The organism is Ciceribacter ferrooxidans (assembly GCF_004137355.1).
In the GTDB taxonomy this organism is placed as follows: Bacteria; Pseudomonadota; Alphaproteobacteria; order Rhizobiales; family Rhizobiaceae; genus Allorhizobium; species Allorhizobium ferrooxidans.
In genome coordinates this window covers 18,338-43,534 of sequence record NZ_SDVB01000420.1, presented here as the reverse complement: position 1 = coordinate 43,534, position 25,197 = coordinate 18,338, and the positions used below count along the sequence as shown (strand labels likewise).

Annotated in this window: 22 protein-coding genes and 1 riboswitch; of the genes, 7 read left to right on the top strand and 15 right to left on the bottom strand. The window is 63.6% G+C overall.

Translation table 11 applies throughout. The features are described 5' to 3' along the window. Positions 1 to 137: 137 nt before the first annotated feature. The 5 genes from EUU22_RS24610 to EUU22_RS24590 all read right to left on the bottom strand — a co-directional run bounded on the left by EUU22_RS24610 (position 138) and on the right by EUU22_RS24590 (position 5,270). Positions 138 to 923, bottom strand: a complete 786-nt coding sequence (locus EUU22_RS24610) for an SDR family oxidoreductase (protein ID WP_129334594.1) — start codon at positions 921 to 923, stop codon at positions 138 to 140. 50 nt (positions 924 to 973) lie between these two features. Further along, positions 974 to 1,924, bottom strand: a complete 951-nt coding sequence (locus tag EUU22_RS24605; RefSeq protein ID WP_129334593.1) for a sugar-binding transcriptional regulator — start codon at positions 1,922 to 1,924, stop codon at positions 974 to 976. Positions 1,925 to 1,944: 20 nt separating this feature from the next. Then, positions 1,945 to 3,414: an FGGY family carbohydrate kinase gene (locus EUU22_RS24600; protein ID WP_129334592.1), complete on the bottom strand. Its 1,470-nt coding sequence runs from the start codon at positions 3,412 to 3,414 to the stop codon at positions 1,945 to 1,947. Positions 3,415 to 3,492: 78 nt separating this feature from the next. After that, complete coding sequence (locus tag EUU22_RS24595; protein ID WP_129334591.1) at positions 3,493 to 4,461, bottom strand: transketolase family protein; 969 nt, start codon at positions 4,459 to 4,461, stop codon at positions 3,493 to 3,495. Beyond that, positions 4,461 to 5,270, bottom strand: coding sequence for a transketolase (locus EUU22_RS24590; RefSeq protein WP_165351295.1), 810 nt, complete (start codon positions 5,268 to 5,270; stop codon positions 4,461 to 4,463). Before EUU22_RS24590 ends, EUU22_RS24595 begins: the two co-directional genes overlap by 1 nt. 212 nt (positions 5,271 to 5,482) lie before the next feature. Between EUU22_RS24590 and EUU22_RS24585 the strand changes: the two genes are divergently transcribed. The 6 genes from EUU22_RS24585 (at position 5,483) to EUU22_RS24560 (ending at position 12,873) form a co-directional block, all read left to right on the top strand. After that, a complete protein-coding gene (locus EUU22_RS24585; protein ID WP_129334634.1) occupies positions 5,483 to 6,457 on the top strand; it encodes an ABC transporter permease in 975 nt (324 codons plus the stop codon). A 122-nt stretch (positions 6,458 to 6,579) separates the two neighbouring features. Continuing rightward, a complete protein-coding gene (locus EUU22_RS24580; RefSeq protein WP_129334589.1) occupies positions 6,580 to 7,515 on the top strand; it encodes a substrate-binding domain-containing protein in 936 nt (311 codons plus the stop codon). 21 nt (positions 7,516 to 7,536) lie between these two features. Then, on the top strand, positions 7,537 to 9,030 hold the full coding sequence (locus tag EUU22_RS24575) for a sugar ABC transporter ATP-binding protein (protein WP_129334588.1): 1,494 nt from the start codon (positions 7,537 to 7,539) through the stop codon (positions 9,028 to 9,030). Between the two features lie 16 nt (positions 9,031 to 9,046). Further along, on the top strand, positions 9,047 to 9,835 hold the full coding sequence (locus tag EUU22_RS24570) for an SDR family oxidoreductase (RefSeq protein WP_129334587.1): 789 nt from the start codon (positions 9,047 to 9,049) through the stop codon (positions 9,833 to 9,835). 169 nt (positions 9,836 to 10,004) lie between these two features. Next, positions 10,005 to 10,149, top strand: a riboswitch (FMN riboswitch). 114 nt (positions 10,150 to 10,263) lie between these two features. Continuing rightward, on the top strand, positions 10,264 to 10,899 hold the full coding sequence (gene ribB / locus EUU22_RS24565) for a 3,4-dihydroxy-2-butanone-4-phosphate synthase (protein WP_129334586.1): 636 nt from the start codon (positions 10,264 to 10,266) through the stop codon (positions 10,897 to 10,899). A 510-nt stretch (positions 10,900 to 11,409) separates the two neighbouring features. Then, positions 11,410 to 12,873 (top strand): alanine/glycine:cation symporter family protein, encoded by a 1,464-nt coding sequence (locus tag EUU22_RS24560; RefSeq protein WP_129334585.1) that lies wholly within the window; start codon positions 11,410 to 11,412, stop codon positions 12,871 to 12,873. 487 nt (positions 12,874 to 13,360) lie between these two features. Here the strand turns inward: EUU22_RS24560 and EUU22_RS24555 are convergent, their stop codons facing one another. The 5 genes from EUU22_RS24555 to EUU22_RS24535 all read right to left on the bottom strand — a co-directional run bounded on the left by EUU22_RS24555 (position 13,361) and on the right by EUU22_RS24535 (position 19,265). Further along, the gene (locus tag EUU22_RS24555; RefSeq protein ID WP_129334584.1) at positions 13,361 to 14,893 is read right to left on the bottom strand and encodes a malonate--CoA ligase; all 1,533 of its coding nucleotides are present in this window, start codon (positions 14,891 to 14,893) and stop codon (positions 13,361 to 13,363) included. Next, positions 14,890 to 16,323 (bottom strand): malonyl-CoA decarboxylase, encoded by a 1,434-nt coding sequence (locus tag EUU22_RS24550; RefSeq protein ID WP_129334583.1) that lies wholly within the window; start codon positions 16,321 to 16,323, stop codon positions 14,890 to 14,892. The genes EUU22_RS24555 and EUU22_RS24550 overlap by 4 nt, the downstream gene beginning before the upstream one ends. Further along, positions 16,320 to 17,636 (bottom strand): TRAP transporter large permease, encoded by a 1,317-nt coding sequence (locus tag EUU22_RS24545; protein WP_129334582.1) that lies wholly within the window; start codon positions 17,634 to 17,636, stop codon positions 16,320 to 16,322. Before EUU22_RS24545 ends, EUU22_RS24550 begins: the two co-directional genes overlap by 4 nt. After that, positions 17,633 to 18,196 carry a TRAP transporter small permease subunit gene (locus EUU22_RS24540; RefSeq protein ID WP_129334581.1) on the bottom strand — a complete coding sequence of 188 codons (564 nt, stop codon included), beginning with the start codon at positions 18,194 to 18,196 and terminating at the stop codon, positions 17,633 to 17,635. Before EUU22_RS24540 ends, EUU22_RS24545 begins: the two co-directional genes overlap by 4 nt. A 64-nt stretch (positions 18,197 to 18,260) precedes the next feature. After that, complete coding sequence (locus tag EUU22_RS24535; protein ID WP_129334580.1) at positions 18,261 to 19,265, bottom strand: TRAP transporter substrate-binding protein; 1,005 nt, start codon at positions 19,263 to 19,265, stop codon at positions 18,261 to 18,263. A 130-nt stretch (positions 19,266 to 19,395) separates the two neighbouring features. Between EUU22_RS24535 and EUU22_RS24530 the strand changes: the two genes are divergently transcribed. Further along, the gene (locus EUU22_RS24530; RefSeq protein WP_129334579.1) at positions 19,396 to 20,070 is read left to right on the top strand and encodes a GntR family transcriptional regulator; all 675 of its coding nucleotides are present in this window, start codon (positions 19,396 to 19,398) and stop codon (positions 20,068 to 20,070) included. Positions 20,071 to 20,333: 263 nt separating this feature from the next. Here EUU22_RS24530 and EUU22_RS24525 read toward each other — a convergent pair whose 3' ends face one another. Genes EUU22_RS24525 through EUU22_RS24505 form a run of 5 tightly spaced genes read right to left on the bottom strand, consistent with a single transcriptional unit; the run spans position 20,334 to position 25,047 of the window. Beyond that, positions 20,334 to 20,858 carry a hypothetical protein gene (locus EUU22_RS24525; protein WP_129334578.1) on the bottom strand — a complete coding sequence of 175 codons (525 nt, stop codon included), beginning with the start codon at positions 20,856 to 20,858 and terminating at the stop codon, positions 20,334 to 20,336. Beyond that, a complete protein-coding gene (locus EUU22_RS25930) occupies positions 20,851 to 22,161 on the bottom strand; it encodes a hypothetical protein (RefSeq protein ID WP_129334577.1) in 1,311 nt (436 codons plus the stop codon). The genes EUU22_RS24525 and EUU22_RS25930 overlap by 8 nt, the downstream gene beginning before the upstream one ends. Then, positions 22,158 to 22,919, bottom strand: coding sequence for an ABC transporter ATP-binding protein (locus EUU22_RS24515; protein WP_129334576.1), 762 nt, complete (start codon positions 22,917 to 22,919; stop codon positions 22,158 to 22,160). The genes EUU22_RS25930 and EUU22_RS24515 overlap by 4 nt, the downstream gene beginning before the upstream one ends. Further along, a complete protein-coding gene (locus tag EUU22_RS24510; RefSeq protein WP_129334575.1) occupies positions 22,916 to 23,968 on the bottom strand; it encodes a FecCD family ABC transporter permease in 1,053 nt (350 codons plus the stop codon). Before EUU22_RS24510 ends, EUU22_RS24515 begins: the two co-directional genes overlap by 4 nt. Beyond that, the gene (locus tag EUU22_RS24505; protein ID WP_205687974.1) at positions 23,968 to 25,047 is read right to left on the bottom strand and encodes an ABC transporter substrate-binding protein; all 1,080 of its coding nucleotides are present in this window, start codon (positions 25,045 to 25,047) and stop codon (positions 23,968 to 23,970) included. Before EUU22_RS24505 ends, EUU22_RS24510 begins: the two co-directional genes overlap by 1 nt. Between the last annotated feature and the right edge of the window lie 150 nt (positions 25,048 to 25,197).

Sequence of the window (25,197 nt, the reverse complement as noted above, 5' to 3'; positions counted from 1 at the left end):
ATGATGATTGCGCCGATGGCTGCTGCGGTCCGCCCACTACGAAGGGTCCGGTGGACGAGCGATCAGCTCAAGCTCTCAACGATATTCGCCCAGAGCGGAGCCTGCCGCCGGCTGATCCAGCTCCGGACAGCGCGGCCTCAGGACATGATCAGGCCGCCGTCCACGTTGATCGTCTGGCCGGTGATGTAGGCGGCGTCCTCCGAGGCGAGGAAGGCGACGAGCGCTCCGACCTCGGCGGGTGTACCGGCGCGCCCCATCGGGATGCCATCGACCCATTCCGCCATGAGTTCGCCGGGGCCGTAGTTGCCGAGCATCCCACCCCAGACGCGGTCGTTGTAGTTCCACATCTCGGTGTGGATGATGCCGGGGCAGATCGCGTTCACGGTGATACCCTCGCGCGCCAGTTCCTTGGCGAGGCTCTGCGTCAGCCCGACCACGCCGAACTTCGAGGCGGCGTAATGCGGCGTATAGATGAAGCCCTGGCGTGCCTGGCCGGAAGCGGTGTTGATCAGCCGCCCCCTTGTTCCGCTGGCCCGGAAACGGCGGATCGCCTCCTGGCAGCAGAGAAACACGCCCTTGGCGTTGACGTCGAGATTGAGGTCCCATTCCCGTTCGGTGAGGTTTTCCACCCTGGCGATGGTGATGACGCCGGCATTCTGGACCGAGACCGATAGCGCCCCGAGCCTCGCCTCGGCTTGTGCATACGCCTCCCGAACCGCATCGGCGTCCGTCACGTCGAGCACCAAGCCGTTGATTTCCGCCCCGGTCTCGCGTGCGAGGTCCTCGGCCGCGTCAGCTGTATCCTTGTCGATCGCAGCGATGGCGACCTTCGCGCCCTCTTCGGCAAAGCGTTTGGCAATGCCGCGGCCGATGCCCTTATTGCCTCCCGTGACGAATACCGTCTGACCTTCGAAACGCCTCATGGTTCTCTCCCATTGCGCAGCAGGTCAGCGGTGATCTTCCGGAATGACGATCAGGCCGTCAGCCTGGCTGCAGTGAACTTGTCGGTGACGAGCACGTCGACGATGCCGAGTTTCAGGGCACCGGCGATCGCCTGCGTCTTCGATTCCCCGCCCGCCAGTGCCATCACGCGGTCCGCCTTCTTCAGGTCTTCGAGCGAGATGCCGATGACCCGTTCGTTGAGCGGTGTCTCGACCGGCCGGCCGTCCTTGTCGTAGAAGCGGAAGGAAATCTCCCCGACGGCGCCGGCCTCGTTCAGCATCGCGAGTTCCTGCCGCGAGAAGACGTTTCCGGATCGCGCGAGAAGCTCCGAAGGTTCGACCGCGCCGATACCGACGATTGCGAGGCTGAGCCGCCCGAACAGGTCCATGGTGCCGCGCACGACCGGGTCGGCCAGCATCACGAGCTTTGCCTCACGCGAAGACGTGATGCCCTGGACGAGCAGCAGCCGTGGTTCACCGCCGGTCAGCCGGGCAAGCCGTGCGGTCAATTGCGTGGCGTGGGTCTGGACCGAGGCCTCGCCCATGCCACCGAGGATCTGCACGATGTACTTGGCCTTGGCGTTCTTCAGCGGGTGAATGTTGTCGACCATGCGCAGAATGGTCTGGCTCCAACTCGAGACACCGATGATTTCGTCCGGCCGTAGCGTCACTTCGAGAAAATGGGCCGCGGCCTCGCCGATGCGCGCCATGATGGCCCCGTCGCGATCCTCGGAGCAGTCGATGACAATCGCCTCCGTCAGGCCGTAACGCTCGCGAAGGGCGGCCTCGAGATCGGCGAACGTGCCCGGAGGAGGGATGACGGTGGTCCGGACGATGCCCTCCATCTCGGCGCGCTTCAGCATGCGCGAAACGGTCGCCTGCGACATGTGCAGGCCATCGGCGATCTCCGCCTGCCGCTTGCCCTCGATGTGATACATCTGTGCAACGCGGGCTATCAGTCGCAACTCGTTCAGCCGTCCCATGGTCCCTCCGGGGTGAATTTTTATTCACCCATAGTTGAAGTCACGGGAACGGTCGAGCGGAAGATTGCATCCTGCCATACCCGAAGCCGCACCGAGGCGTCGGAGGCGAGCGGAAGAAGGGTGGTTCGGCTGCGCGGCAGCGCGGCGACGGCGTCGAGATCGGACCAGACGCCGAGAGAAAGACCCGCCAGATACGCGGCTCCGAGCGCCGACGCCTCCGGTGCATCACTCTGGATGACGGCGTGGTCGAGCGTATCTGCCACGCACTGCATGAGGAAGGTGTTCTTGCTGGGGCCGCCATCCGCATAGAGGCGGCCGAGGGGGGCGGGCGACTGCGCCGACATGGCCTTGAACACGTCATGCACCTGAAACGCCATCGAGTCCGTTACCGCGCGCGCCATCTGGGCGCGCGTCGTGTTGAACGTAATCCCCGCAAAGAGCGCACGGGCGTCGGCCTGCCAGTAGGGCGCGCCGAGTCCGACGAAGGCCGGGACGAAACCGGGGCCACCCGGTGCCGCCGTCGCCGCGAGATCGACGAGCGCCTGGACGTCGGGAAGGCCGAGGATTTCAGCCATCCACGGCAGGGCAGACGCCGAAACCAGGATATTGCCCTCGAAAGCGTAAGTCGGCACGCCGTTGATCGACCAGGCGATCGTCGTCGTGATGCCGTGCTCCGGCGCAATGAAGCGGGGCAGCGTCGTCATGATCGACGAGCCGGTCCCGAAGGTGACCTTCCCGTCGCCGGGGCTGAAGGCCCCGTGGCCGAAGAGCGCGGCATGGCTGTCGCCGACAGCTGCTGCGATCGGAATGCCGTCGCGCAGGCCCGGCACGTTGCGCGTCGCGCCGAAGTCGGAGGCACTGTCGTGCACTTCCGGCAGGGCCGCTTTTGGCACGCCGAAGAGGTCGCAGAGCTCATCGCTCCAGGTGCGGCGATTGAGATCGTAGAGCTGGCTGCGCGCGGCATTGGACGCATCGCAGGCATGCGTGGCGCCGTCCGTCAGGCAATGGATCAGCCATGCGTCGACCGTTCCGAGCCGGATCGTCCGGCTGGACGGAGCGCGGTCGAGCAGCCACTTCATCTTCGGGCCGGGAAACATCGGGTCGATCGGGAGGCCCGTGAGCGCCTGGACGCGGGACGAATGCCCGGCTGCGTTCAGGTCGGCGCAGACCGGTGCGCTGCGGCGGCATTGCCAGCTGACCACGGGCCCGAGCGGCTTGCCGCTCTCGGCATCCCAGATGGTGACGGATTCCCGCTGGTTGGAGATCGCGATGCCGAGGACATCGACCGGAGGTCCGGCGTCGAGGCATTCGGCAATCGCTTCCTGCACCGACTGCCAGATCCGCAAGGGGTCCTGTTCGACCCAGCCGGGCTGCGGGTGCGAGATCCCGACGGGCGCGGACCCGCGCGCCAGAATTTCCCCTTCAGTCGAGACGAGCACGGCCTTTGAATTCGTGGTGCCTTGGTCGATGGCGAGGATGGCGGTGATCATGTCGGCTCCACAGTCGGACGTTGGTGGGCGCGGCAAGAGGGGGCTGCCGCGCCCGGCACGGATTTTAGACGCGCATCGTCAGATGCGTGAAGACTTCCGTGCGATCAGGGTCTTTGCCGCGTCCACGATCCCGGCAGGAGACATACCGAACTCGTCGAGGAGGAATTCGGCGGAGCCCGTGGGTGCAAAGATCCCAGGCACGCCGAGAATCTTCATCGGCACCGGCGTCTCGGCGACGACGACCTCGGCGATTGCCGAGCCGAGCCCGCCGAAGGTCGAATGTTCCTCGGCCGTGACGATGGCGCCGGTTTCCCGAGCTGCAGCGACGACCGCCGCGACATCGATGGGGCGCACCGTCGCCATGTTGAGCACGCGTGCCTCGATTCCCTCGGCCGCCAGGATGTCCGCAGCCTTCATCATGCGGTGGGTGAGGGTGCCATTGGCAATCAGCGTCAGGTCATCGCCGTCGCGCAAGAGATTGGCCTTGCCGAGCTCGAATTGGTGGCCCGGTGCCAGGAGGTCGGGGACCCCGACGCGCGACAGGCGCAGGAAGACGGGACCCTCGTAGGCTGCGGCCCATTCCACGGCAGCCGCTGTCTCGATCGAGTCACAGGGGGCGATCACCGGCAGGTTCGGCAGAACGCGCGTCCAGGCGAAGTCCTCGATAGAGTGATGCGTCGGGCCGAGTTCGCCGTAAGCCATGCCAGACGAGATGCCGACGAGCTTCACGTTAGCGTTCGAATAGGCGATGTCGGCCTTGATCTGCTCCAGCGAGCGGCCTGTGAGGAAGCAGGACGCCCCGCAGACGAAAGGCAGAAGGCCACCGTTTGCAAGACCGGCGCCGACGCCCACCATGTTCTGTTCGGCAATGCCCACATTCACCAGGCGTTCCGGCCATTTGGACTTGAAGCCGCCGAGCTTCGATGAGCCGACCGAGTCGTTGCAGACGGCAACGACTTTCGGATTTTCCGCCCCGAGCCTTTCCAGCACGGCAACGAAGGCGTCGCGACAATCGTGGAGTTTGGGGGAAACCGTCACGGCGTTCATCACAGGGCCTCCGAGAGTTCGGCGAGCGCGATCTTGTACTGTTCAGCATTCGGCACCTTGTGGTGCCAGTCGACCTTGTCTTGCATGAAGGAGATCCCGTGGCCTTTATTGGTGTGGGCGACGATGCAGTGCGGGCGTGTTCCCCTTCGCTGCAGCGCGGGGACGATTTCGCCGATGTCGTTGCCGTCGATCTCGGTCACATCCCACCCGAAGGCTTCGAGCTTGGGCGGGAAGGGCGCAAGGTCGTTCGTGTCCTTGAGCGCTGCGCCCTGCTGGAAACGGTTGTGGTCGACGATCAGGGTGAGATTGTCGAGACCGAACTGGGCTGCGGACGATATCGCCTCCCAGTTCGATCCTTCCTGCATCTCGCCGTCACCAGTCAGAACGTAGGTGTGATAGCCGGCGCCAGTCAGCTTGGCAGCCTTGGCTATGCCGACGCCGACGGGAAGCCCGTGGCCGAGAGGACCGGTATTGGTTTCGATGCCCGGAACCTTGTTGCAGTTCGGGTGCCCGTTCAGCCGTGAATGCGGTTTCAGGAAGGTGCTGATCTCTTCTTCCGGCAGGAAACCGCGTTTGGCGAGCGTGACGTACAAGGCAAGCGCAACGTGACCCTTGGACAGAATGAACCGGTCGCGATCGGGGTGCTTCGGCTGGTCCGGCCAGATGCGCAGCACCTGAAAGTAGAGCGCCGTCAGTATGTCGATTGCGGACATTTCGCCGCCGATATGCCCGGCTCCTGCCTCATAGACCGCCTGGACATCGCGAAGACGTATTTGTCGGGCGATACGATCGAGATCGTTCGGCTGCATGAATCCCTCATGATGAATAAATATGCGATTAGCGATATAATTGCACGATGGGCGGTTGTGTCAAGCCATGGCAATAGAAAAATCCCAACTGAGCGTGTCAATAAGTCGGTTGACAGGCGGCTTGTCGATCAGCTACGAATTTCCACACGACATTGAATATTTATGCCACCACTGCCGAGGAAGGCGATGACGGGTGGAGTTGGGAGGACTGGATGCTCGCATCCGCGACGGATCAAAATCGAAACGCAGGTCTCCGGGTGCTCTCCGTCCTGAAAGGGGCGACGGGCCCGCTGGTCGGCCTCATTCTGCTCTGCGTCTTCCTGTCGTTTGCGACGGACAAGTTCATGTCTGTTCGCAACCTCCTCAACATCCTCGACCAGATCACGGTTCTCGGGATCATGGCGGTCGGCATGACGCTGGTGATCCTGATCGGCGGCATCGATCTTGCGGTTGGTTCGGTTCTTGCTCTGACGATGATGGTCATGGGCTATCTCGCCAATCAGCTTGGCATTCCCCTGATCCTCGGCATTCTGATTGCCTTGGCTGTGGCGGCGGTGACCGGAGCGATCTCGGGGTTGCTGATCACCGCCTTCAGGGTGCCTGCCTTCATTGCGACGCTTGCGATGATGTCGGTTGCGCGGGGTCTCGCCAACATGATTACCGACGGCCAGCAGATCGTCGGCTTTCCTTCCTGGTTCAGTCTTCTCGCCTACACGCGTTTCGGCGGGTTTCTCACGCTGACGGTCGCCATCATGCTGGTCGTCTTCGTGCTCGGCTGGCTCTACCTGCGCTACACATCCGGCGGCCGTTCGCTCTATGCCATCGGTGGTAACCAGGAGGTCGCACGCCTCGCCGGCATCAACGTCAATCTTTACACGGTCGGGGTCTATGTCGTTTCGGGTCTGCTTGCCGGGCTTGCGGGCGTCGTGCTGGCGATGCGCCTCGACTCGGTGCAGCCGACGGCCGGCGTTACCTACGAGCTCGACACGATCGCGGCCGTCGTCATCGGCGGCACGAGCCTCAGCGGCGGCAAGGGAGGCATCTTCGGCACCATCATCGGCGTGCTGATCATCGGGGTGCTGCGCAACGGCCTCAATCTGCTCGGGGTTTCTCCCTTCACCCAGGCCGTCGTGATCGGCGTGGTCATCGCGCTCGCCGTCGCCGCGGAGGCGCTCAAGCGAAAATGAGATTTGGTCCAGTGCCAAAGCCTGGCGGCCGTGCCGCCAGTTTACCGCCGGGCGTGACGCCAGGCACAAAGATCGGCCCTGCGATGGTGGCGGGTGCCGGGAATCAACGGAGGAGATCAACCATGAAATTCAAGACAGTCCTTCTGGCTGCCGCTGCATTGGCAACCACGACGCTCAGCCCGCTCGGCGCTTCCGCCGAAGAGGTGAAGAAGATCGGCCTTGCGGTCTCGAACCTGCAGGCGGACTACTTCAACCAGATCAAGATCGGCGTCGAAGCCTATGCCAAGGAGAAGGGCATCGAGGTCATCACCGTCGACGCCAAGAACGACAGCGCAACCCAGGTCAGCCAGGTCCAGGACCTGCTGACCCAGGACATCGACGCCTTCATCTACATCCCGGCGGGTGCCGCGGCCGCGGCCGTGCCGACCCGCCTCGCCAAGGAAGCCGGCATTCCGGTCGTCAACGTCGACCGCAATGCGGACGAGGCGCCGGGTGACACCTTCATCGCGACCGACAACGCCACCTCCGCCTACGAAGTCTGCAAGCACATCATCGGTCTTGCCGGCGGCAAGGGCAAGATGCTGATGATCCACGGCCAGAAGGGCACGACGCCGGAAGTCGAGCGTACGAAGGGCTGCCAGAAGGCGATCGGCGAGAATGCCGGTGTCGAGCTCGTCGCCGAACAGTGGAGCGAGCAGTGGTCGCAGGCCGAGGGCCTGAACATCGGCCAGAACCTGCTCCAGGCAAACCCCGAGGTTTCGCTGATCTTCGCCCAGGCTGACGGTCTCGCTCTCGGCGCCGCCCAGGCGGTCAAGGTGTCCGGCGTCTCCCAGCGCGTCTATATCGGCGGCTTCGACGGCGACACGACGGCTCTGCCGATCCTCGCTCAGGGTGGCTTCGATGCCACCGCGACGCAGCAGGTCCGCGGCATCGGTCGCCTCGCAGTCGACAGCGCGATCAAGCTTGCAGCCGGCGAGAAGCTCCCGGCCGAGCAACTGCTGCCGGGCTTCCTGACGACGCCGGAGAATGCTGCGAAGTTCGTTGCCGAGCATCCCTGATTCCGATCGGAAGATAGCGCCATGACCGCCAAGGACACCGCACCCATCCTTTCTCTCCGGAAGATCCGCAAGGTCTACGGCTCGATGGAAGTGCTGCACGGCATCGATCTCGATGTCCGGTCCGGGGAGGTCGTGGCGTTGCTCGGCGAGAACGGAGCCGGAAAGTCGACCCTGTCGAGGATCATTTCCGGGGCCGTCGAGGCAACGGCCGGCGACATGACATGGTTCGGGGCGCCTTACGCCCCGGCCAACCCCCGCGCCGCGATGGACGCCGGCGTCGGCATGATCCATCAGGAGCTGAAGCTCCTGCCACAACTGTCGATCGCCGAGAACGTCTTCGTCGGACGTTACCTGATGAAGGGCGGTCGCGTGGACCGGCAAGCGATGGAGGAACGTGCCCATGCAGGCCTGCAGCGCCTCGGGCTCGACATATCCCCGCGCCGTCTGGTGGAAGGTCTTTCGACCGCCAAGCAGCAACTGATCGAGATCGCCAAGGCGATGACGCTCAACGCGAAGCTTCTGATCCTCGACGAGCCGACGGCCGCTCTCGGCGGCGAAGAGACACAGTTGCTGTTTCGCCAGATCGAGCGCCTCAAGGCCGACGGCGTCGGCATCATTTATATTTCCCACCGGCTGGAAGAAATTCGCCAGATCGCGGACCGGATCGTGGTCATGCGCGACGGCGCCAAGGTCCAGGAATTCGACAGTGGCGACGTTCCCGTCCGGACCATCGTCGAAGCCATGGTCGGCCGCTCGCTGGAGCGGATGTTCCCGGCGGTTCCCGTACCGCAGGACGAGGTCATGCTGGAGGTGCGCGATCTCTGCGCGCCGGCCCGGACCTTCAGCAACATCAGCTTCTCGGTAAAGAGGGGCGAAGTCTTCGGAATTGCGGGCCTCGTCGGTGCCGGGCGCACCGAACTCGTCCGTGCTGTCACCGGCGCAGACCCGATCGCGAGCGGTGAGGTGCTCCTCGACGGCGATGTCGTGACGCCGCGCTCACCCGGCGAAGCGATCAGGAAAGGCATCGTCCTGGTTCCGGAGGACCGCAAGCTGCAGGGGCTGGTGCTCGAACATTCCATTCAGGAAAACATCGGCTATGCCAACTTGAAGGAAGTCTCCCGCGGCGGCTGGCTGACCTCGCGTCGCCTCGGCCAGTTCGCCGACGTCTACATCCGCAAGTTCGGCGTCAAGGGCAGTGGAAGGCAGGACGCCGGCGAGTTGTCGGGTGGCAACCAGCAGAAGGTCGTGCTCGCGAAATGGCTCGCGCGAAAGCCGAGGGTGGTGGTGCTGGACGAGCCGACCCGCGGCATCGATGTCGGCGCGCGCTCTTCGATCTACGACATGATCATGGATCTCGCCCGCGAGGGCGTGGCCGTGATCGTCGTCAGCTCGGACCTCGAAGAGGTGCTGGGCGTCTCCAATCGCATCATGGTCATGGCGCAAGGCAAGCAGGCCGGTATTCTGGATCGCAAGGACGCGAACGACGTCTCGGTCATGGAACTGGCAACGATTTGAAGAAGGAAAGAATGTCATGCCGGACATCACATTGAATGCACCGAAACTGTTCGACCTCGGCGGCAATGTCGCGCTGGTGACGGGGGCGGGCAGCGGTATCGGGCAACGTATCGCCATCGGACTGGCCCAGTGCGGCGCCGACGTCGCGCTGCTTGACCGCCGGACGGACGACGGTCTGGCGCGGACGGCGGAGTTCATCGCCGGAACGGGCCGCCGTAGCATCCGGATTGCGACCGACGTGACCCAGTCCTCTGCCCTCAACGACGCGGTCGCCCGCACCGAGGCCGAGCTCGGCCCCCTCACGCTCGCGGTCAATGCCGCCGGCATCGCCAACGCCAATCCGGCGGAGGAGATGGAGGAAAGCCAGTTCCAGACGATGATGGACATCAACCTGAAGGGTGTCTTCCTCTCCTGCCAGGCGGAAGCCAGGGCGATGCTGAAGAACGGACGGGGATCGATCGTCAACATCGCCTCGATGTCGGGCGTGATCGTCAATCGTGGGCTGAACCAGTGCCACTACAACGCTTCGAAGGCGGGTGTCATCCACATGTCGAAGTCCATGGCCATGGAATGGGTCGGGCGCGGCATCCGCGTCAACACGATCAGCCCCGGCTATACCGCGACCCCGATGAACACGCGGCCGGAAATGGTGCACCAGACGAAGCTCTTCGAGGAGCAGACCCCGATGCAGCGCATGGCGACCGTCGACGAGATGGTGGGCCCGGCCGTCTTCCTGCTTTCCGACGCGGCAAGCTTCGTGACCGGCGGCGATCTCCTGGTGGACGGCGGATTTTGCTGCTGGTGATGCGATCGGCGAGGGACAGCGGATGGCCGATCTCGTGCCGGCGCCTCGCCGACCGCGTCGCGCCTGTTGCGCCCGCGACTTTCATGTGCAGCGCAGCGACATCACGCGAAGAATAGCCGTTCGTTGCGCTTTACCGCTTGAAAGGACAGCCTAACTACCCTTATCTAAATACTGTTCTCAGGGCGGGGCGAAATTCCCCACCGGCGGTATCCGGCGTTGCCGGGAGCCCGCGAGCGCTTTCACTTCGGTGAAAGGCAGCAGATCCGGTGCGATGCCGGAGCCGACGGTCAGAGTCCGGATGGAAGAGAACATCGGCTGTAGCTGCTCCCCTCTGCGGGAGAGGCAGGAGCTGTGTTCGCCCAAGGGATGATGGCGACCGGAAGGTCGTGGCTTGGCCGCTGATGCGGCGACCCTTGAAAGGCACTGAAATGACACTTTCGAAAATTGAAGACGCATTGGAAACCTTCGCGCGGGGCGGAATGGTCGTGGTCGTCGACGACGAAGACCGCGAAAACGAAGGCGACATCATCATCGCCTCCGACGCCATCACATCCGAGGTGATTGCCTTCATGATGAAAAACGCTCGCGGACTGATCTGCGTCGCGATGGAGGGTGAGCGCCTGGACGCGCTCGACATCCCGCTGATGGTTCCCGACAACACGGAATACTTGAAAACGGCGTTCACGGTGTCGGTCGACTACATTCACGGCACGACGACCGGAATCTCCGCTGCCGATCGGGCCGCGACCGTGCGGGCGCTGATGGACGAAACTTCGGCACCGGCAGACTTCGCCCGGCCGGGCCATATCTTTCCCCTCAGGGCACATCCCCGCGGTGTGCTCGGTCGTCCGGGCCACACGGAGGCCGCCGTCGATCTTGCGCGCCTTACCGGCCGTCGACCCTCCGGCGTAATCTGCGAGGTGGCGAATGACGATGGTACCATGGCGCGGTTGCCGGAACTTCTGGAGTTCTGCCGCCTTCACGACCTTCCCATCATCACCATCGAGGAGCTGATCCGGTACCGGAACCGGCAAGAAGCGTCGGCGTCCGCCGTCGCCGCCTGATTGTGGTGCCGCGGTCAAGGGTGTTCGACCCGCTGACCGCGGCCTGCACGTCGTCATTACCCGGCCAAATTCGGTGGTACTCTGTCTCTTGTCGGCCTCCGTCTCAAGTCGCAGCTGGTGAACGAGCATCGCATGGTCGCTTGCCGCTGCTCGGCGTGTTCGGCGGCGCTGATTGAACGCGAGCACCGCGGCTGCTGTTGGGGGAACAGGTATTTTCTTGAGAACGCCTTTTCTCACATTGACACCTCACCACTCCGCCGGAAGAGCGTCGCTATTCCGATCGGGGACAACGGCGGATTGTTCCGACATAGTGTACGTTCCAAAACCGGTGGTTGAGATATCGCCCGAATCGGGTCAAACACAGTCACAATCGTCAGCTGTTTGCCGCGGTCACCCCCTCTCCTTTCTCGTTCGTCGAGTCAGGCATCTAGCCAAGCAGCTGGTCGGTGGTAGAGGTGGCGGGCAAGTGTCTATCAACCGTGCGTACGTGTTTCAGGGAGGATACAGCCTATGAATGTCATCACCGACTTCTTCGGACTGATCGAAGACCTCACCTGGGGATGGGCATTGATTCCAATCCTCGTCGTTTTCGGCCTGTTCATCACAGTGATGAGCGGATTCGTCCAGATCGAATTCTTTACCCGGATGTTCCGTGTCCTCTTTTCCAAGAACCAGACTGGTGACCCGAACGCCATCAGTGCACGCGAAGCGCTGCTGGTTTCGGTGGGCGGGCGTGTCGGCGGCGGCAACATCGCTGGCGTCGCGGTCGCGATCACGCTCGGCGGACCGGGTGCAGTGTTCTGGATGTGGGCAATTGCACTGATCGGCATGGCGACGAGTCTGGTGGAGTCGACGCTTGCGCAGCTTTACAAACGGTCAAACGGTGATGGAACCTATCGCGGCGGGCCCGCCAGCTACATCATTCATGGACTGGGCGTAAAGTACAAATGGCTGGCGATCGTCTACGCCGTTTGCCTGATGCTGGCATTCGCGTTCGGCTTCAACGCCTTTCAGGGCAACACCTTTGCCGGCGCCGTCAAAGACAGCCTCGGCGTCGATCGTTTGTGGAGCGGAATCGGTCTTGCGATCATCACCGGCTTCATCGTCTATGGTGGCATCCGCCGCATCGCCAAAGCCGCCGACGTGATCATACCGATCATGGCCTTCATCTATATCGGCTTGGCACTGCTGGTAATCGTGTCGAACATTACCGCGTTGCCGGGCGTGATCTGGTCCATCGTCGCGAACGCGTTCGGCCTTGAGCAAGCCGTTGGCGGCGGTTTCGGAGCGGCGCTGGCCCAAGGTCTCCGGCGCGGCCTGTTCTCCAACGAGGCCGGACTGGGCTCCGCGCCCAATGTCGCCGCGACGGCCGATGTTCGGCATCCGATCAGCCAGGGCATCACCCAGTCACTCTCGGTCTTCATCGACACGATCGTCATCTGCTCGTGCACGGCCTTCATTATCCTGCTCAGCCCCGTCTATCAGCCGGGGTTGGAAGGCATCGACGGCGTTGTGCTGACCCAGCAATCACTGGTCAGTCAGGTCGGCAACTGGTCGCAATACTTTCTGGCCTTCGCGGTCCTGCTCTTCGCCTTCAGCTCTGTCATCTACAACTACTACCTCGGCGAAACTGCTCTGAAAGTGATGACCTCGCAGGCGGCAGCCTTGCATGCTCTGCGACTTGCCGTCGTCGTTGTGGTCTTCCTCGGGGCGACGGCTCCGGGCGCAACAGCGGTGTTCTTCTTCTCCGACCCGTTGATGGGCGTGCTCGCCGTCGTCAACTTGATGGCGATCATGATGCTCTTTCCCGTGGCTTTGCGCGTTCTTGACGATTTTCGCTCGCAGTTGAAGGCGGGCGTGGCACGGCCGGTATTCCAGCCTGCGGCATTTCCTGATCTCGATCTGGATCACTCCGCCTGGCCACATGCCCGAAGATCTGTCGAGCAGAACGGCCTCGAGGAGGGCACTGCCTGAGGGTTTCCCACTGCAGCATGTGCATAGCAGCATTGCACAATAAATGTTTTCCAACTGATCAAAAAATGATCATAAGGGAGGCAGCTGATGCACTTGACGGTTTTCCTCCCAGTGCCGTCGCAACAGCTGTTCCCCTCTGGAGATTGAAGATCTCCACACCTCATGGGCCGCGGTTTCCGCCGGCCCATTTTTTTATCCATGCGCCGCCCTCCCATGCCGAGGACCCAGGTGTCGCAACCTGACATCGCACCTGTCGATGAGATTGCAGGTCGGCGGGCGAGCTATTCGTCCTGGTTGTCATGCATCTTCGTTGGCCGTCTGCTCTCAATGTCCCGTCGGGACTTCGTTCTCCAAAACGCCTGGGCTCGTGCGGTGTTCTCTGCACTGACGGCCGCAACCCCGTCGCGAAACACGAACGAGATCGCGCCGCTTCCGGCAAGCATAGATCAATTCCGGCGAGTATTGCGAAGAAGATGCTTCCGGACGCCTACGCTCCTGCCGGTGCGTCCGACGGAACATAAAGACCAGCATATCTGTCGCGAAGTACGTTCTTTTGAACTTTACCCATCGTGTTGCGCGGCAGGTCGTCGACGAAGATCACGCGCTTTGGCTGCTTGTAGCGTGCGAGGCGGTCCTTCAATCCGTCGAGAATGGCGCGTTCATCGATCGCCGCATCCGCTTTGCGTACGACGACCGCAGTCACGCCCTCGCCGAAATCCGGGTGCGGTACACCGATCACGGCAGTCTCGACCACGCCCGGCATCTGGTCGATTTCGCTCTCGACTTCCTTCGGATAGATGTTGTAGCCGCCGGAGATCACGAGATCCTTGCCCCGGCCGACGATATGCACATAGCCTCGTTCGTCCACCTTGCCGAGATCGCCGGTGATGAAGAAGCCATCGGCGCGGAACTCGGCCTGCGTCTTCTCGGGCATCCGCCAGTAACCCTTGAAGACGTTGGGACCTTTCACCTCGATCATGCCGGTCTCTCCATCGAGAAGTGGCTTTCCGCTTTCGGGGTCGGTCACGCGCAGCGAAACGCCGGGCAGCGGGAACCCTACGGTCCCGGCGATGCGCTCGCCGTCATAGGGGTTGGACGTGTTCATGTTGGTCTCGGTCATGCCGTAGCGTTCGAGGATGGCATGGCCGGTCATCTCCTTGAACGCTCTGTGGGTTTCGGCAAGCAGTGGGGCCGAACCAGACACGAAGAGACGCATGTTGGCCGTCGCCTCGTGGGTCAGTCCCGGGTGCTGGACCAGACGCACGTAGAAGGTCGGAACGCCCATCATCGCTGTGGCGTGAGGCATGAGCCGCAGGACCTCGTCGGTGTCGAACTTCGGCAGGAAGTACATCGAGGCGCCTGCAAGAAGTGTGATGTTCGAGGCGACGAAAAGGCCGTGCGTATGGAAGATTGGCAGTGCATGAATGAGCCGGTCTTCGGCGGTAAAGCGCCAGTAGTCGCGAAGGGTGAGGGCGTTCGACAGGAGGTTGTCATGCGTCAGCATGGCGCCTTTGGAGCGCCCCGTCGTGCCCGAAGTGTAGAGGATGGCGGCAAGATCGTCCGGCCCGCGATGCGCGTCGGTGAAAGCCGGTGCCGCATCGTTTGCGAGCGCCATCAGCGAGCCGCCGCCTTTCTCGTCGAGCGTCTCGACACGGGCGCCGTGACCGGCCGCGAGCTTCGCGATCCCGTCCTTCGCCGCCGGTGCGCAGACCACCACCCGCGGCTCCGCGTCACCAATGAAGTAGTCGAGTTCTGCAAGCGTATAGGCAGTGTTGAGAGGAAGATAGACCGCGCCGACGCGAAGGCAGGCGAGATAGAGCATCAGCGCTTCCGGGCTCTTCTCCACCTGCACGGCAACCCGGTCGCCCGGCCGCACCCCGAGGGCGTCGAGCGCGGACGCGATGCGGCCTGAAAGCGCCAGCATGTCCCCGTAGGTCCGGGCGCGGCCGTCCGCCGTCAGAATGAAGACGGCGTCCGGACGGGCGGCATGGCGGATCGCGTCGAACAGGTGATTGCTCATGAGGTGAACTCCTTGCTGCCTTGCTTTCTTGCGGCGTCGTGCGGCTCGCCCTTCGCCGGGAGCCTGCCCGCTGCCGGGGCGCGGGGGCCTCTGTCGGCCGGAACGAGCCGCCGAACGGCGGGCGCGGCGACAACCTCGCCGCGGCTTGCGAATGCCTCGTGGTTTGTCTCGATGTCCTCGAGTTTGTAGAGATAGTTGACCATGACGCCATGGGCCTGCCGCATCGCCCGCCCGGAACGATCCGCGAGGAAATTGATGCGCTCCAGCCGCGCGCCGTTGCCGAGGTGGAAGCGCGCGACGGGATCGAGGGGCCTGCCGTTGCGGTTGCGGGCCCTGAGGAAATACCACGCCGCCGCCGCGGTCACGGCGGAGCGGACACCTGCCGCTGCCTCCGGCCGATCCGCCCAGTCCGGCTCGTCGAGCACGGCGAGTTCGGCGCGGTCGGTCGGCGTGAGCGCGTCGGAGGTCTCCGCCGCGCGTTCGCGCAACAGCCAGTCGGCAAAGCCTGGAACCGGCGACAGGGTCGCGAAGCTGTCGAGACGGGGAAGTTCGCGCCGCAGGTCCTCGACCACCTGTTTGATGAGGAAATTGCCGAACGAAATTCCTCTCAGTCCTTCCTGGCAGTTCGAGATGGAATAGAAGACCGCCGTCGTCGCGTCCGCCGCACGGATCGGCGCACGGTCTTCCTTCAACAAATCGGCAATTGAGGTCGGGATTTCCCGCGTCAGCGCCACCTCCACGAAAATCAGGGGATCGTCGACCAGTTGCGGATGGAAGAAAGCGAAGCAGCGGCGGTCCTCCGGCGCCAGGCGCCGGCGCAATTCGTCCCAGCCTCCGATATGATGGACGGCTTCGTAGCGGATGATTTTCTCCAGGATATCTGCCGGTGTCGACCAGCTGATCGGCCGCAGCACCAGGAAGCCGCGATTGAACCATGACCCGAAGAGATGGGCAAAATCCGCGTCGACCGCCTCTAGATCGGGATTGTCGTTCTTGAGGGCAAGCAGGATCTCCCGCATTCCGACGAGCGTGGCCGTGCCGTTCGGCGCGAGATTGAGCCTGCGGACGAGTTCCTGCCGGCGTGGCTCCGCTGCTTCACTCAGTTCGAGCAACGCCTTCGGACTCGGGTCGGTGCGATAGGCCTCGATTGCCCGCTCGAGCCGCTCGATGTTCGGCCCGAAGCGGGAGAGCAGCACAGCCATGAAGTCGCGCCGTCTCTGCTGGTCGAACGCCTCCCAGCGGTCGAGGATATTCTTCGCGAGCGCCATGCCGGAGGCCTCGCCCCGGCTGGACAGCAGGGTTTCGCAGAGCTCCTCCATGGTGCCGACCGCATCGGCGTCGCCGTCCTGAACGGGTCCGAGCGACAATAGTCGTCGGCCGCGATCGGTAATGCTCTGCAGCATGTCGCTGAAGAATGACGTCGTGTTCATTGGATCGTCCCCAGCATGTGGTTCGGCAACCAGGTCGCAATTCCCGGGAAGATGCAGAGGATGAGGATCGCCAGGAACATGACCAGCACATAAGGCAGCGAGCCCCAGAGGATGTCGCGTGTCCGGATATCAGGCGCGATGGCGTTGATGACGAAGAGGTTGAGGCCGATCGGCGGGGTAATCAGCCCGACCTCCATGTTGATCGTCAGCACGATCGCGAACCAATAGGGGTCGAACCCCGCTTGGGTGACGATCGGGAAGAGCATCGGTGCCGTCATCACGATCACGGCGACCGGTGGCAGGAACATGCCACAGATCAACAGGAAGACGTTGATGACCAGCATCAGTACCCAGCGGTTCACCTCCATGTCTGCGATGGCGGCGGCGACAGTCTGGGTGATGAAGAGCGATGAGAGCGCGAAGGCGAAGAGCTCCGCGGCAGCCATGATCATCATGATCATGACGCTTTCCTTCATCGCCGATCCGAAGATGCCGGCGACCGACCGGAACCGGAACAGACGATAGGCGACGATCACCACCAGCAATGTCAGGAGCGCGCCGGCACCGGCCGCTTCCGATGGCGTGGCGATCCCGCCGTAGAGCACGTAGAGCGTTCCGGCGATGATCAGCAGGAACGGCAGGATGCGCGGGAGGCCCGCGAGCCTTTCCTTCATCGAATAGCGAACGAGACGTGCGCTGAATTCGTAGCCTTTGCGTTTGCAGTCGATGACGGCCCAGACCATGAACATGAGGGTGAGCAGGATGCCCGGCATCACGCCCGCCATGAACAGGCGGCCGATGGAGGTCTCGGTCGCGATCCCGTAGACGATCAGCGTCACCGACGGGGGAATGAGGATCCCGAGCGTGCCTCCGGCGGCGATCGAGCCGCTCGCCACTGAGCTCGGGTATCCACGCCGCAGCATTTCCGGAATGCCCATCTTGCCAATCGCGGCACATGTCGCAGGCGAGGAGCCCGTCATGCCGGAAAAGATCGCACAGGCTCCGATATTGGAGAGAATGAGCCCGCCCGGAATGCGGTTCAGCCACCGGTCGAGCGAGGTGTATAGGTCCGACCCGGCCGGAGACGAGGCGACCGCCGCCCCCATAAGGACAAACATCGGGATGGATACGTAGGCGAGATTGGCGATGCCGGAAAACATCGTATCGCCGAGCACGTAGAAGATGGCGCCGCCACTTTGCGTATAAAGCGCCGTGAAGGCTGCAAGCCCGAGAGCGAACGCGATCGGCATGCCTGTCGCCAGCAGCGCGAAAAGGCAGCCGACGATCATCAGTCCTGCGACGGTCGGGCTCATGGGGTGATCTCCCGTGAATGGGGATTGATTGCGGACTTCCGGTCCCCTCCATCCTGACCGCTCGTCACAGGCGCGCGCAGAACGGTCAGGAGCGTCAGGAGTTGCGCGACATACTGCAGGCACAGCATGGCAAAGCTGACCGGCAGGGTGGAAAGCGGCACCCACAGCGGCGGCGCCCAGACGCTCGAATGTTTCCAGTTGCCCGCCCATGCGTCGTGGAACTGGATCCAGGTCGCAATCAGCATGATGACGCAGAAGAGAAGGCCGAGCAGGCTCGCCACAACCCGCAACACTGCCCGGGTACGATCGCCGACGATCATCTCGACGACATCGACGCCGACATGCCCGCCCCGCAGCAGCACGTATGGTGCGCCGAGGAACATTGCCGCCGTCGCCGAGAAGACGACGAAATCCGTCTGCCAGATCGTCGGCTGGCGCAGCACGTAGCGCATCGCAATCATCTGGCAAATCACCAGCATGGACGTGATGACCAGAGCCGTCGCGACGATCGCGAGCCCGCGCGAAGCGTTGCCGACAGCCGTTACATAGGCCTTGAGCATGCGACTATCCTTACGTTGCGAGAAACGGGAGGGCGCGCGGAAGCACGCCCCTCGGTCACTGTTCTCACTTCACGGCAAGAGCCTTTTCGATGAGCTTGTCGCCGCCGGGCACGTTGGTGGCGAAGTTCTTGTAGGACGATGCCTTGGCGACCTCGAGCCAGGCATCGAAGTCCTCCTTCGACATTTCGACCACCTCGACGCCTGCCTTCTTGTAGGTGTCGACCATCACCTGATCACCCTTGCGGATCTCCTCGTTGAAGTAGGTTTCCGCCTTCTCGCCCGCGGCGAGGATTGCCTTTTGCTGCTCCTCCGTCAGGCCTTCGAAAACTCGCTTCGACACCAGCACCGGCTCATACATGAACCAGAGGGCGTTTCCGCCCGGCGCGGTCAGGCATTTGGCCTGCTCGAACAGGCGGTAGGAGACGAAACTTGCCGACGACGTGTTCGCCGCATCGAGCACGCCGGTCTGCATACCCGTGTAGATCTCCGAAGACGGCATGGAGGAGATCGAAGCACCGGCTGCCACCAGCATCTCCTCGAAGGCTGGGCCGGCGGCGCGGATCACCTGTCCCTTGATCGTGTCGGGTGCGGTGATGCAGCTCTTCTTCGAGGCGAATGCGCCGGAAAGCCAGGCGTCGGAAATCACGATCGCGCCCGCATCATCAATGATCTTCTTGATGTCCTGCATGAATTCGGAGTCGTTGAGCCGCATTGCCCGGTCGAAGCTGCCGACGATCCCCGGCATCAGCGTCGCCGAGAATTCCGGATGGCGGCCCGAGGCATAGTCGAGCGGAAACGAGGTCATGTCGAGAAGGCCGCGCGTCACGGCGTTCCACTGGTCGTTCGGCTTGTAGAGCGAGGATCCCGGAAAGACCTGGATTTCGAGACCGACATTGGCCGCAGCGACTTCCCTCGCGATCAGCTGGACCATCTCGTCGCGGATATCGCCCTTTCCTCCGGGGAACTGGTGTGATGCCTTCAGAACCGTTTGGGCATCGGCCGCGGTCACGGCAAGGCTGCCGAGGACGGCAAATGCGGATGCCATCAGCGTCCGTCGAAAAATGCTCATCTTTTCCTCCCTGGTATTCCGGCCCTCCCGCCGGCTTGGTATAAGAATGCAGCGATCTTGCGCACGATGTCAACAATCTTGTATACAAGAAATGAAGTCGTGCATATTACGGGAGCGAAGACGGGGAAGAATGAGCGAGAATATCTTCTACAAACTGCGTGACAGCATCGAGAACGGCATCGTGACAGGCGAGTTCGCACCGGGTGAGCGCCTGGATGAGACGCAACTTGCGACCCGCTTCGGGGTCTCCCGTACCCCGATCCGTGAGGCCCTGATGCAACTGAGTGCGATCGGCCTCGTCGAGATCAGGCCGCGGCGGGGCGCTGTCGTGGTCGATCCTGCACCCCAGCGCGTCTTCGAAATGTTCGAGGTGATGGCGGAGCTCGAGGCCATGGCGGGGGCGCTCGCGGCCCGCCGGCATACGAAGGAAGACAGCGCCGCGCTTCTTGCCGCTCACGAGAAGTGCAAGGAGGCTGCCGCCAGCGAAGACCCCGACCGCTACTACTATGAAAACGAACGTTTTCATCAGGCGATCTACGCCGCGAGCCACAGTGGCTTCCTGGAGGAGCAATGCACGGCGCTGCATCGTCGTCTCCGCCCCTACCGCCGCCTCCAGCTCAGGGTTCGAAACCGCATGAAGACGTCCTTCAGCGAGCACGGCGAGATCGTCGACGCCATTCTCGCAGGGGACGCGCCCGCGGCGCGGGAGCGCCTTCGCAGCCACGTGGCGGTCCAAGGTGACCGTTTCGGCGATCTCGTCTCCAACCTCGCGAACCGAGAACGACGCACCGGACGGCTCGGATAGGAATCCGGCCATGGACTGCCGGGCGCGTTCCGGGGCTCCTTGCTTAATACAGACTCGGGCCGCCCATTGATGGTATCGGGTACTTGCAGGACACCGGAAACGAAGCTCGACCGCTCCAAGCGGCGCTGTTCCGTTTCGCCGTGAGGGTCGGATCGGGTGTTGCTGAATCAGTCTGCCGACGCGTGCAACCCAGCAACGAAGTTGCGTCGCTTTAAATGGAAATCAGCACCTGACATGTCGGACGCGGCGGAACTGCCGTGCGTTCACTCGAAACCAGGAAAGATGATGGATGCTGCATAGACCTCGCTGCCGGCGAGCGGCAGCAGGCGGTAGGCCATCTCCGCCTTCAGTTCCTCGTGCCGGGCGATCTCGTCGGGCGTCTTGTCGGGCTTGGCGCCGAGCGTGACGAACTCCTCCTTGACGTGCCCCGGCTTGGTCACCGCCTCGACCGTCTTGCCGCGATAGCTGAAGCGGAAGACGTAAGGGCCGGGCGGATCGTTGATCACATGGGTGCCGCCGATCGACTTGTCGACGGTGAGCCGCCCGCCGGTCACTGCGCGGGTGACCATTTCCAGCGCATCGCGTCCGCCGGGACCGGAAAAGGCGGTGACGATCTCGACCTCGCGCCGCTCCAGCGGCGTGGTCGACAGAAGCGGGAAGGCGGCCTGCATGGCTTTCAGCGCATGCGCCACGCCGCCGGGAAAGCCGCCGCCGTGATAGGCGTTGATGCAGTCGAAGGTGAAGCTGATCGGGTGACCGTCGTCGAGGACGGTGATCTCGTTAGACATGGGCAAAGGCTTTCAGGTTGGGAACGAACCGGTCGAGGAAGCGCGTCGTCGCCGGCATGAAATGCGAGCCATGGTGGAACATCGGATCGAGGGAGCAGAGGATCATGGTGCCGCGTGTCGAGACCTTGTCCTCGTAGAGAATCGGCCGGCCTTCGCCGTCGCGGGCAAGAATGGTGGCGCCCTCCGATGGAACGAACCAGCCGTGCAGATGCCAGGTGACTTCCTTGTCGCCGATACCGGCCATCAGCGGATGGGAGGCAGCCGCCTCGGTCACGCGCACGCCGAGATCCGCGGACGGATCGAGCCACCACCACCAGTTCGTCTCCGTCTCGGTGAAGTCGACCGCCGGCAGCCAGAGGTCGGAGCGGCTCTCGCCGAGCGCGACGACCGTGCCGCCGATGTCGAGATGGCGGGCGACCACATCCTTCTGGGCGATCATGCGCTGCGCCGGCGTGCGGCATGGAACCCAGAGAATATCGTCCGGCCGCAGCACCTCGCCCAGCTGTTCCGGTCTGCAGATCACGTCGAAGGCTGCGGTATAGCGCGGCCCTTCGAGGCTGCGGATATTGTAGTAGGTGCCGGAGGACGGCGCGACGATCCGCCGGCCGCTGCGGCTCGATGCGCGGAGCCCGCGATAGTCTTCCGGCTCGGCGAGCGGCAGTTCGGCGGCCGGACGCGCCGGCGCCTGCGGCCAAGGGTCGAAGCACGCGCCGCCATTGGCCCAGGCGAGGATGCGGGCCGAAAGCTCCGGTGCCAGTCCCCATTCGAGCCCCAGGCCGGCGAGGTCGTTGCCGGAATGGGAGAAGATCCGTCCGCCCTTCGGCCGTGCCCAGACCCAGTCGACCGGCACCTTCGCAGCCCCCAGGCCGTTGACGGCCACCGCGCCTTCGGGCAGCGGATTGCAGCCGCGACCGTAGAAACCGGCCACTCCCTTGTTGGTCTCCAGCTTCTTCAGATCGATGCCGTCATAGATCGGATGCGGATTGATCGCGGATAGGTCGAAGTCGGCCCGCTTCGGCTCGGCGATCGGCCGGTACTGCGCCATGCCGTCGACGAGCGGGCGCACCATGTGGCCGTTGAAGAACCACCGCCCGCCGCGGTCGAGAAAGGCCTGGAGCGCCGGTTTCAGCGTGAGCATGGCGTCCTGGTCGAGCTGCTGGCCGGTGATCAGGCCGGCATGGGCCGACAGGATCTCCGGCGAGAGCTCGGCCTGCTCGACGATGACGGCCTCGCCGCGCCGAGCGGCCTCGATGATGCCCGGCGATGGTTTGCCATAAGCGGATTTCAGATAGATCGTACTCATGCTGCTGCCTCAATTCCGGCGAAAGCGGGCAGGATCGCCCGTCTGGTCTCGCCCGTGGGTCCCTGGACATCGACCCAGCGCATCGGCACGCCATAGAGTTCGGAGAGCTTGTCCGGCTCGATCATCTCCGGGACCGGGCCGTGGATCTCGCCGCCGCCCGGCATCATCAGCAGAACGTCGTCGGCCGCCCCCAGCGCGTGATTGGGGTCGTGGGTGGTGAAGATGATGGCGAAGTCGCGCCGCAGCCTCAGCGTGTCGAGCAGTTCCAGCGTTTTGGCCTGGTTGCCGAGGTCGAGCGCCGAGGTCGGCTCGTCGAACACCAGCACCGGCGAGCCGGTGGCAAGCGCCCGGGCGATCAGCACCATCTGCCGCTGGCCGCCGGACATGCGGTCATAGCGAAGGTTCGCAAGGCCGCAGGCACCGACCTGCACGAGGGCAGCCTCCGCTGTCTCGCGGTCGGCGGCCGACGGCTGGCCGAACAGGCCGAGCTGCACGGCCCGCCCCATGACGACGACGTCGAGGCCGGAAAGCTTGGCCTGCGAGGCGCCGTGCTGCGGCACATAGCCGGCGACCTTCGGCGCATGGCGCGTACCCGCTGCGAGCGGCTGAAAACCGAGGAGCGCGCGCAACAGCGTGGTCTTTCCCCTTCCGTTCGGCCCGAGGATGGCCATGGAGCGGCCGACCGGCACGGAAAAGCTGATGTCCCTGACCAGCGTGCGCGAACCGAAGGCGACGGATGCCTTGTCTAGGCCGATCATGGGCGGTTCGCCTCCTTGAAATGCTTGCGCAACAGCACGGCAAAGACCGGCGCGCCGATCAGCGCGGTCAAGACGCCGAGCGGGATTTCGGCCGAGGTCAGCGTGCGCGACAGCGTGTCGATGAAGGTGAGATAGGCGGCCCCGATGATCGCCGAGGCGGGGATCAGCGCGCGGTGGTCCTCGCCGACGAGGATGCGCGCGGCATGCGGCACGACGAGGCCGATCCAGCCGACGATGCCGGCAACGGCGACCGAGGTGCCGGTCATCAGGGAAATGGCGATGAAAATGTACCAGCGTTCGCGGTCGGGATTGACGCCGAGCGAGCGCGCTTCCGAATCTTCGAGCGCGAGCAGGTTGAGCCGGTAGCGCAGCGCAAAGACGATCACGAGCCCGATCGTCATGCCGGGAACGGCAAGCCCGAGCCTCGCCCAGGTGGCGGTGGCAAAGGAGCCCATCAGCCAGTAGACGATGGCGGGAAGCGAGGTGTTCGGATCGGCGATGAACTGCACGATCGACACCAGCGCCCCGAACAGCGCGCCGATCACCATGCCCGACAGGATGACGGTGATGACTTCAGTCCGGCCGTTGATGCGGGCGAGCGCCCCGACCAGGATAAGCGCCGACAGGCCGAAGACGAAGGCAAGGCCAAGCAGCACCACGCCGGAATAGCCGAACAGCAGCGCCATCGCCCCGCCGAAGGCCGCGCCCTGGCTGATGCCGAGCACCTGCGGCGAGACCAGCGGATTGCGGAACACGCCCTGCAGCGCCGCCCCGCCGACGGCGAGTGCCGCCCCGGAAAGCGCCGCAAGCAGCACTCGCGGCAGGCGCACCAGCAGCACGATGCGCTCGTCCATCTGGGTGGGGGCGAGGCCGGGGTTCAGGGCCCCGGCCATCAGGATGTCGATGATGCGCGGCACGCTGACGGAGAACCGGCCGGCGCCGATGGCAAACAGCATTGCGGCAAGGAGAGCGAGAAGCAGGGCGCCGAACACGCCGATCCTCATCACCGAAACGCCACGTCTGACCGGCTCCGCCACGACCGCGCTCATCACTTGGCCTTGAACTGGGCGTAGTTCGTCGCGTCGCCCTGCATGTCGGTCCACAGGATGCCGTCGATGTCGGCGTCGCTCAGGTCATAATTGTAGAGCGTCTTGTAGGCGGTCTTCATCTCGGCGCGCAGGTCGTAGGTGAAGACGTCGGGGTGCAGCAGGTTGGCGAGCCACATCCAGGTCAGCGGGCTTTCCTGGCTCGGCGGATCCCAGCGATAGCCGCCGAGCGGCATCTTGTAGACTCGTCTGTCCTGCGCGGCCTTGGTCAGCGACAGGATCGGGTCGTTGTAGATCCGTTCGATGCCGAGCTTGGCCTCGAAGCTGTTCAAGAGGATGACGTCCGGGTTCCATTCGGCGATCTGCTCCGGGCTGATCGTCGTGCCGTTGCCTTCGACGGAAGCCGAGGCGTTCACGCCGCCGACCAGATCGATGTACCAGGCATTGTAGTTGCCCTTGTTGCCGGAGGCGGTCAGGCTTTCCAGCGCCCGGCCGAGATAGAGCACCTTCGGGCGCTTGTCGGCCGGAATGGCCTTGGCCTTTTCCGCCATCTCCTTGGCGACCACGTCACGCCAGCCGTTGATTTCGGCGGCGCGGTCGGCCTTGCCCATCGCGGCCGCCACCATGTTCTGGTAGTAGCGGGCCTTCTCCTCGGTGCCGTAGGAGATCAGCGCGACGTTGAGCCCGGCATTGCTGATCGGGTCGACGAGGTCGGCGCCGTAGTCGGCCCACTGGATCACCAGTTCCGGATTGGTGGCGGCCAGTTCCTCGACGTTCGGAATGAAATTCGGCGCGGTGATGTCGGAGGGAATGTCCTTGGCTTCCGGGAAGATCTTGCCGAGCACGCCTTCGACGATCGCCGACTTGGCGGTCGGGTTCATGCCCACCAGCTTCGACGTGCCGCCGTCCATGGCGATGATGGTGGAGGCCATCGGGATCGGGATCGAGGCGATGCGCTCGGCCGCCTTCGGTAGCGTGACGGTGCGGCCGCCCTGGTCGGTAATGGTGATAGGATCGGCAAGAACCGTGCCGGTAAGGACGAGGACAGTTGCCAGGCTGAGGGAGAGATGGCGGGCGTGCATCGGGAAGCCTTTCATAAAGTGGAGTAAAACACTCATAATATGGCGCACCAAATCACAAACATGATAACCAAAGTCAAGAAAAAGATTCTGCGATAAGCCGGTGGCCTGGCACTTACTGCGGCTCGGGCCGAGGACGTCTACATACAAGTC

Excerpts from the sequence above, each read along its gene's own strand:
- EUU22_RS24610 (WP_129334594.1), bottom strand. The coding sequence starts at position 923 with ATGAGGCGTTTCGAAGGTCAGACGGTATTCGTCACGGGAGGCAATAAG.
- EUU22_RS24605 (WP_129334593.1), bottom strand. The coding sequence starts at position 1,924 with ATGGGACGGCTGAACGAGTTGCGACTGATAGCCCGCGTTGCACAGATG.
- EUU22_RS24600 (WP_129334592.1), bottom strand. The coding sequence starts at position 3,414 with ATGATCACCGCCATCCTCGCCATCGACCAAGGCACCACGAATTCAAAG.
- EUU22_RS24595 (WP_129334591.1), bottom strand. The coding sequence starts at position 4,461 with ATGAACGCCGTGACGGTTTCCCCCAAACTCCACGATTGTCGCGACGCC.
- EUU22_RS24590 (WP_165351295.1), bottom strand. The coding sequence starts at position 5,270 with ATGCAGCCGAACGATCTCGATCGTATCGCCCGACAAATACGTCTTCGC.
- EUU22_RS24585 (WP_129334634.1), top strand. The coding sequence starts at position 5,483 with ATGCTCGCATCCGCGACGGATCAAAATCGAAACGCAGGTCTCCGGGTG.
- EUU22_RS24580 (WP_129334589.1), top strand. The coding sequence starts at position 6,580 with ATGAAATTCAAGACAGTCCTTCTGGCTGCCGCTGCATTGGCAACCACG.
- EUU22_RS24575 (WP_129334588.1), top strand. The coding sequence starts at position 7,537 with ATGACCGCCAAGGACACCGCACCCATCCTTTCTCTCCGGAAGATCCGC.
- EUU22_RS24570 (WP_129334587.1), top strand. The coding sequence starts at position 9,047 with ATGCCGGACATCACATTGAATGCACCGAAACTGTTCGACCTCGGCGGC.
- ribB (WP_129334586.1), top strand. The coding sequence starts at position 10,264 with ATGACACTTTCGAAAATTGAAGACGCATTGGAAACCTTCGCGCGGGGC.
- EUU22_RS24560 (WP_129334585.1), top strand. The coding sequence starts at position 11,410 with ATGAATGTCATCACCGACTTCTTCGGACTGATCGAAGACCTCACCTGG.
- EUU22_RS24555 (WP_129334584.1), bottom strand. The coding sequence starts at position 14,893 with ATGAGCAATCACCTGTTCGACGCGATCCGCCATGCCGCCCGTCCGGAC.
- EUU22_RS24550 (WP_129334583.1), bottom strand. The coding sequence starts at position 16,323 with ATGAACACGACGTCATTCTTCAGCGACATGCTGCAGAGCATTACCGAT.
- EUU22_RS24545 (WP_129334582.1), bottom strand. The coding sequence starts at position 17,636 with ATGAGCCCGACCGTCGCAGGACTGATGATCGTCGGCTGCCTTTTCGCG.
- EUU22_RS24540 (WP_129334581.1), bottom strand. The coding sequence starts at position 18,196 with ATGCTCAAGGCCTATGTAACGGCTGTCGGCAACGCTTCGCGCGGGCTC.
- EUU22_RS24535 (WP_129334580.1), bottom strand. The coding sequence starts at position 19,265 with ATGAGCATTTTTCGACGGACGCTGATGGCATCCGCATTTGCCGTCCTC.
- EUU22_RS24530 (WP_129334579.1), top strand. The coding sequence starts at position 19,396 with ATGAGCGAGAATATCTTCTACAAACTGCGTGACAGCATCGAGAACGGC.
- EUU22_RS24525 (WP_129334578.1), bottom strand. The coding sequence starts at position 20,858 with ATGTCTAACGAGATCACCGTCCTCGACGACGGTCACCCGATCAGCTTC.
- EUU22_RS25930 (WP_129334577.1), bottom strand. The coding sequence starts at position 22,161 with ATGAGTACGATCTATCTGAAATCCGCTTATGGCAAACCATCGCCGGGC.
- EUU22_RS24515 (WP_129334576.1), bottom strand. The coding sequence starts at position 22,919 with ATGATCGGCCTAGACAAGGCATCCGTCGCCTTCGGTTCGCGCACGCTG.
- EUU22_RS24510 (WP_129334575.1), bottom strand. The coding sequence starts at position 23,968 with ATGAGCGCGGTCGTGGCGGAGCCGGTCAGACGTGGCGTTTCGGTGATG.
- EUU22_RS24505 (WP_205687974.1), bottom strand. The coding sequence starts at position 25,047 with ATGCACGCCCGCCATCTCTCCCTCAGCCTGGCAACTGTCCTCGTCCTT.